Origin of the sequence: Synechococcus sp. R5-13, assembly GCF_047462015.1 — a bacterium.
Taxonomy (GTDB): Bacteria; Cyanobacteriota; Cyanobacteriia; order Thermostichales; family Thermostichaceae; genus Thermostichus.
The window spans coordinates 1-6,209 of sequence record NZ_JANSIL010000104.1; the positions used below are offsets into that span (position 1 = coordinate 1).

The 6,209-nt window shown below is 58.7% G+C and carries 4 protein-coding genes; 3 read left to right on the forward strand and 1 reads right to left on the reverse strand.

The window, feature by feature from the left end:
• Positions 1-111 precede the first annotated feature (111 nt).
• On the reverse strand, positions 112-1,233 hold the full coding sequence (locus tag NW840_RS08495) for a PP2C family protein-serine/threonine phosphatase (protein ID WP_414343642.1): 1,122 nt from the start codon (positions 1,231-1,233) through the stop codon (positions 112-114).
• A 443-nt stretch (positions 1,234-1,676) separates the two neighbouring features.
• Here NW840_RS08495 and NW840_RS08500 point away from each other — a divergent pair, with 443 nt between their 5' ends.
• The 3 genes from NW840_RS08500 to NW840_RS08510 all read left to right on the forward strand — a co-directional run.
• On the forward strand, positions 1,677-3,431 hold the full coding sequence (locus tag NW840_RS08500) for a hypothetical protein (protein ID WP_414343644.1): 1,755 nt from the start codon (positions 1,677-1,679) through the stop codon (positions 3,429-3,431).
• 92 nt (positions 3,432-3,523) lie between these two features.
• Positions 3,524-4,564, forward strand: a complete 1,041-nt coding sequence (locus tag NW840_RS08505; protein WP_414343645.1) for an NADP(H)-dependent aldo-keto reductase — start codon at positions 3,524-3,526, stop codon at positions 4,562-4,564.
• Positions 4,565-4,738: 174 nt separating this feature from the next.
• Positions 4,739-6,209: S-layer homology domain-containing protein (locus tag NW840_RS08510; RefSeq protein WP_414343647.1), on the forward strand; the 1,471-nt coding region annotated here is incomplete at its 3' end.

The following is a 6,209-nucleotide window of genomic DNA, read 5'->3' on the forward strand; positions in this document are numbered from 1 at the left end:
GGGCGTCGGCTACGGTCGGCGCTATCCTTCCCTGCCCTGAAGGACGGGGCTTGCCGCGCCTTTTGGTCAGGGGATCGCCTCAAAGCAGCTTGCAATAGCCATAACTCACCTCTAACCAAAGCTGATCCGGAGCAGGGAGAAATCATCCTCAAAGTCCGTCCGCCCCTGAAAGGATTGGGCCTGATGGATCACCTGATCCAAACTATTGCCAGCGCCCTTGCTCAGCAGGGCTATCAAATTGTCCAGCCCCCAGAGTTCTCTCTGGGGGTTTATGACTTCGTAAACTCCATCACTGAACAGGTAGAGATGGCTGTTCTCGGGGATCCGCACCTGATCCCTTTGAAAAGTGAGGTCGGGCAAAATGCCAATGGGCAAGTTGGCAGTCTTCAGCAGGAGCGAATCCTGACCCTGGATGAGCAGGGCAGGTGGGTGGCCGGCACTGGCAAAAGAGAGCAGACGGGATCCCGGCTGATAAACCCCATACCAAAGGGTGAAGTACATCTCATGGTGGGATCCCATTTGAAAAGAGTGGTTGAGGGCGCGCAAGACCGCGTCCGGCTGGCGGGGATCGGCATCGGCCAAGCCTTGAGTGCGCAACTGGTTCATCACCGACACCGACAACAGAGCGGATCCCACCCCATGCCCCGACACATCCAGCAGATAGATGGCCAGGTGTTCCTCATCCAGCCAATGATAGTTAAACGAATCTCCCCCCAATTCCTGGGAGGGTAAAAAGCGCCACTCGAGGGTCACTTTGCAGTCGGGAAAATAGGCCGGCTCCGGCAGGAGAGAACGCACATAGCTGGCCGCCTCGGCCAATTCTGCCCGTAACCTGGCCGTTTGCTGCTGCAGGTCATAGCTGAGCTGGTGCAAGCGTAATCCGGCTCGCACACGTGCCCGCAACTCATTGGGGTCGATGGGCTTGCTTAGAAACTCATCTGCTCCGGCATCCAGGCCCTGGATGCGGTCTTCGACCTCGGTGCGAGCGGTGAGCAAAATAAAAAACGTCGTGGAAAACTTGGGATCGGCTTTGATGCGTCGGCAAACCTCCAGCCCATCCATGTCCGGCATCATCCAGTCACAGATGATCAGCCCCGGCACCAGCAGGTGGGCTTGCTCCAGCCCCTCGGAACCGTTGCTGGCCATCTCCACGGTGTAGCCCTGTCGTTCCAGGGATCGCTTCAACACCAGCCGAATCGTCGGATCGTCGTCAACAATCAAAATGGTCGTCATGACCGCTGCACCCCAATCCCAAAGTCAAAACGCATTCAAACCCAACTCCAGCCCGATATCCCATACCGATAGGCAGACCTCTCATCCTAGCTTAGGGGTTGCAGCAGGAAAACCGGCTCGGCAAGCAGTTCACGACAAAGGGGTGAAGCCTCAACAGCTTCATCCATCGGAGCTGAAGGTGCGTATCACTTCGGGGATCCCCAAAACCGTGGTTGCACGCTACCCAAAAGCTAACCGTTTCCAGATACTGGTGGCGGGAGACAATTCGAGGCAGATTCTGGGCAGATTCTTCTTGAGAGACTTTCATTGGATACAGAGATACAGATCACACTCATCCATCCTTCGCCGACTTAGAGTGAACGTTAAGATTCAATAGCCTTTACCGCATGAGCACATCTCCCCCATCCTTATCCCCTTCCGCCGTTCAGGATTCGCGGGCGAGCTTGCCTCCGGGACCTAGCGAAGCTCACAGGGGAGAAATTCGGCTGGAGGACTTGGACGAGAAGCAATTGTTGGCCTCCCTATCGTCGGTGGTGTTAAACCCGGCAGCTTGGAGTTGCTTCAGCGTCAGTGAAACCAGCCGCCTGCTACGCCCCCTGCAAATCTGCCCTGACTTGACGGGAACTCTTGTTCTCTCCCCAGGGGCCACTGCCGAAGTGGTCTATAAGTTCCTGCTGAGCGACGGTCGGATCGGGACTATGAAGGGGCTGATCTCCATCGAAGACTTCCGCAGCGAGCGGCTGCGCTCCGTTTACGATCAGCTTCACATCGAAAAGATTATACCGGTCTTCACCGAGTCGGTTGTGGTGCAAATCATCGACCATTTGAAACCGATTTTTGCCCGTGACTTGGATGAGCTGCTTTGGCAAGAAAGTTTTTACTTTACCCCTCAAGATCTGCGCCAGCAGGAGTTCTTGTTGCGCGGCCTACGGCCCGAGGCGATCCCACGCAGCTTTCGGCCTCACCTGCAAAGGGTCTACACCCAGATTATGAAGGTGTGTCGCAGCTTGCCCAACATCGCTTTCCAACTGTGTCTGCGGGCCTACCTGGAGTACAACGAGGTCAAGAACAGGCATCTGCTGGCGCTTCTACTCAGCAAGTATTTTTACACGCTCTACCGCATCGGCGGGTTGGACGGTTGGGAAAGTGGGGATCCGGTGGAGCTGGGATCCCTGCGCTCCTCCAATCGGCAGGCTCGACTCCAGGCTCTTGCTCGCCTTCTAACCCTGGACAACGACAGCGACGCTCCCCTGGTGGGCATTGGGGGCAGCGGGCTGGGGGGCAGCTATTTCAGCGGGGAACGGGAGCCTACTGGTGTTGAGATGGTGAGCTCGGAGGAGATTGAAAAGCTGCGGCAAGATGTGGAGGTGGCCCGCGGCCAGATCGCCGAGGCCCAGCAATTGGTGGCCCAATATCAGGAGGAGAAAAAACAGGAACTGCTCAACCGCCTTCAGGATCCGGGAAAGTTTCTTCTCTTCAGCATTCATCAGTTTTTTGACACCCTCTTCGGATCCCTGCCTGGAGAGGTGAAAAGCGAGTACGGGGCAGTTTGGGTGCCGCGCACCTCCTACTTGGATGAGAAGGAGCGAGACAAGCTGACAGAGCATTTGCGCCACATCACCAGCGAAGCTTATTTGGTCAGCGTTCCCTTTGCCGAGGCCACCCTCATCGGCTATTGGCGAGTTTTGGCGGATTCCTTCTACAACCAATGGGTTTTGAATCAGTACAAGCAGTTGCAAAGCTATGGGGTGGATTTGGAGCAACAGGGCATCCAGATTCTGGAACGAGAACGATTTCTGGATGAGGTTCAGTTGCGCTTTGCCGCCCGCCACCGAGAAATCGTCACCCAAAATGTGGAGAAGATCACCCAAATTGTGGTGGATAGCCTGGCCAAGCGGGTGGCCCTCAACACCGGCCAGCAAAGTTTTCAGGCTATGCGGGCCAAGTTGACCACCGTTTTGGATATGGACATTTCCCGCAAAGACGTGGGGGAAGTCAAGCGGCTGATCGACTACTTTACGGATGTGTTTTTGGGCAAGCGGGAGGAGCTGCGCTCCCCCTATCCGGTGGGCACGATTTTGCAAGTCAAGGCGGCCATTGAGGCTCGCCCCCCCGATAACCGCACCCGCATCGGTCTGGAAATTTTGGGTCAGCTCTACCGCGAGTACGTTCCTCTGCTGGGATCCGCACCGAGGTAGGAGGGGGGCAGAGCGGGGGATCCCGTAGGCCGACAGGTTTTGGGCACAATGGGGACTGGCGCGCTGTCTAGGGTTGGAGATGGAGATTCCCCATGCGCTACCGCCAGCTTGGCCACAGCCCTTTGCAAGTTTCCGAGATCTGCCTGGGCACCATGACCTTTGGGCAGCAGAATACTTTGTCTGAGGCTTTCGAACAGCTCGACTACGCGGTGGAGCACGGGATCAACTTCATCGATACCGCCGAGATGTACCCGGTGCCGGCGCGGGCGGAAACCCAGGGATCCACCGAGCGCTACATCGGCGAGTGGCTGCAACACCAACCGCGGCATCGCCTGATCCTGGCCACCAAGATCACCGGCCCTGGTCGGCCCTGGCATTGGATTCGCGGCGGATCCCTGTCCATCACCCGCGACAACCTCAAGCAGGCGGTGGCCGATAGCCTCAAACGCCTGAAGACCGACTACATCGACCTCTACCAGATCCACTGGCCGGATCGCTACGTGCCCCTGTTTGGGGGCGTTGCCTACGATCCCAGCCAGGAGCGGCCCACCGTTCCCATTGCCGAGCAGTTGCAGGCTCTGGCGGAATTGGTGCAAGAGGGTCTCATTCGCTACATCGGCCTGAGCAACGAAACCCCTTGGGGGGTGAGCAAGTTCTGCCACGTGGCCGAGCAACTGGGGTTGCCCAAGGTGGTCTCGATTCAGAATGCCTACAGCCTCATCAACCGCACGTTTGAAATGGGCCTGGCGGAAGTCTGCCGCCACGAGCAGGTGGGCTTGCTGGCCTACAGCCCCTTGGCCTTTGGGCTGCTGACGGGCAAATATCTGGGGGGGGTGAAGCCGCCGGGATCCCGTTTGGCCTTGTTTGAAGGCTTTGGCCAGCGGTACCGCAAGCCGAATGTGGAAGAAGCGGTGGCCGCCTATGTGCAAATTGCCCGCCGGCACGGTCTGACACCGGCCCAGTTGGCTTTGGCCTTTGTGCGCAGCCGCTGGTTTGTCACCAGCACCATCATTGGGGCCACCAGCCTAACCCAACTCAAAGAGAACCTCAGTTGCCTGGATGTGGAGCTGTCCCCGCAGCTCCTGGCGGAGCTCGAGGCGGTGCACCAGCGCTACCCCAATCCTGCCCCTTAAGAGGTTGGCGAAACCGGTGGCCAGACAGAACTTTTCAGAAGGTTTCCTCGTCTGGGTGTGCGGTTTGGATCATCCTCTCCTACACTTCTGTCCGGCCAACTTCCAGGGCCCCTCCCAACCGAGAGTGGGGATCCAAGACTGTAAATCCCGTACCCAGAACCTGAGGTGTGAACGATGCGTGAGCTTTCCCTTTGGCAGGGCTGGAAAACCGCCGCTCTGGTGATCAGTTGCAGCAGCTTGGCCTGGCTTGGGGATCCCGCTTGGGCCCAACTTTCTGATATCAGCACCTATTGGGGTGCCCAGTACATTGCCGGGTTGAATGAACGACAGATCATCGGTGGCTTCCCGGATGGCACCTTTCGCCCCAACGAGTCCATCACCCGTGCCCAATTTGCCGTCATTGTCACCAAAGCTTTTGGCCTAGATACCAACGTTCCTGTGCGCTCCTTTGCCGATCCCATTCCCAGTTGGGCGGCTCCCTCCATCGGCGCAGCGGCAGCGGCAGGGTTTGTTTCCGGCTTCCCGGACGGCACCTTTCGTCCCAACGATGTGCTCACCCGTGCACAAGCCATCACCGTCCTAACCCGTGCCGCCACCAACGGTAGGCTCATCGAGGATCCCGGTCAAATTGACGCGATCCTATCCGCGTTCGGCGATGCCAATTTGGTTCCCAACTTTGCCCGCGCCCCCATCGCGACAGCGGTTCAGGAAGGGCTGTTGGTGCTCTACCCCAACCCCACTCAATTGAATGCCCAGGCGGTGGCCACGCGGGGGGAAGTGGCTGCCCTTACCTACCAAGCGCTGGCCAAGGTGGGCCGGGTGCCCAATTTGGATCCGCCGGTGGGGGCTGCCATTCCCGGCCCTGGGATCCGCACCGAGCTCCTTGCCCAGGTCACTCCTACGCCCGAACCCCTGGCCACGCCGGACATTCCCATTGAGCCTCTGGTGGAAACGCTGCCCGCCGCCCCAGAAGTGAGAACCTTCTTCGCCCGCGAAGAGCTGGGATCCGTAAACCCAGGGGATACCGTTACCGTGTTTTTGCTGGGATCCCCAGGTGCGCAGGGATCGTTTTCCATCCCCGGCATTGCCTACAACCTGCCACTGCAGGAAACCCGCCCAGGGCAATACGAGGGCAGCTACACCTTCCGCAGCCAAGACCGGGCCTCAGAAGCGCCTGTTTTTGCCCGCTTGGAGCGGGATGGACTGGTAACCCTGGTGCAGCTGCCGGATAAGACCATCACCATCGGGCGGGTGACCGACACCACCTTCCCCACCATCAGCGAACTGGCCCCTCCCAACGGATCCCTAACAGACAACCCTCGCCCCTCCATCTCAGCCCGTTTCCAGGACGACCAGGGAATCGACCTCAATAGCTTTACCTTGCTGGTGAACAATGTGGATGTCACCGCCCAAGCCCAGCTCACCCGCACCGGCTTCGCCTACACCCCAGCCGAGCCGCTGCCCACCGATCGACCGACCTTAATTGCCGTCCAAATTGCCGATACCAGCGGCAACACTGCCATCCAGCAGTGGTCTTTCCAGGTGCAGGCCGCCCAGCCCACTGCCACACCGACCCCAACACCAACCCCGACACCAGCAGCGACACCCACACCGACCCCAACGCCGACTCCAGCTCTGACCCCAA

Coding starts and splice junctions, on each gene's coding strand:
- NW840_RS08505 (WP_414343645.1), top strand. CDS start 3,524: ATGCGCTACCGCCAGCTTGGCCACAGCCCTTTGCAAGTTTCCGAGATC.
- NW840_RS08495 (WP_414343642.1), bottom strand. CDS start 1,233: ATGACGACCATTTTGATTGTTGACGACGATCCGACGATTCGGCTGGTG.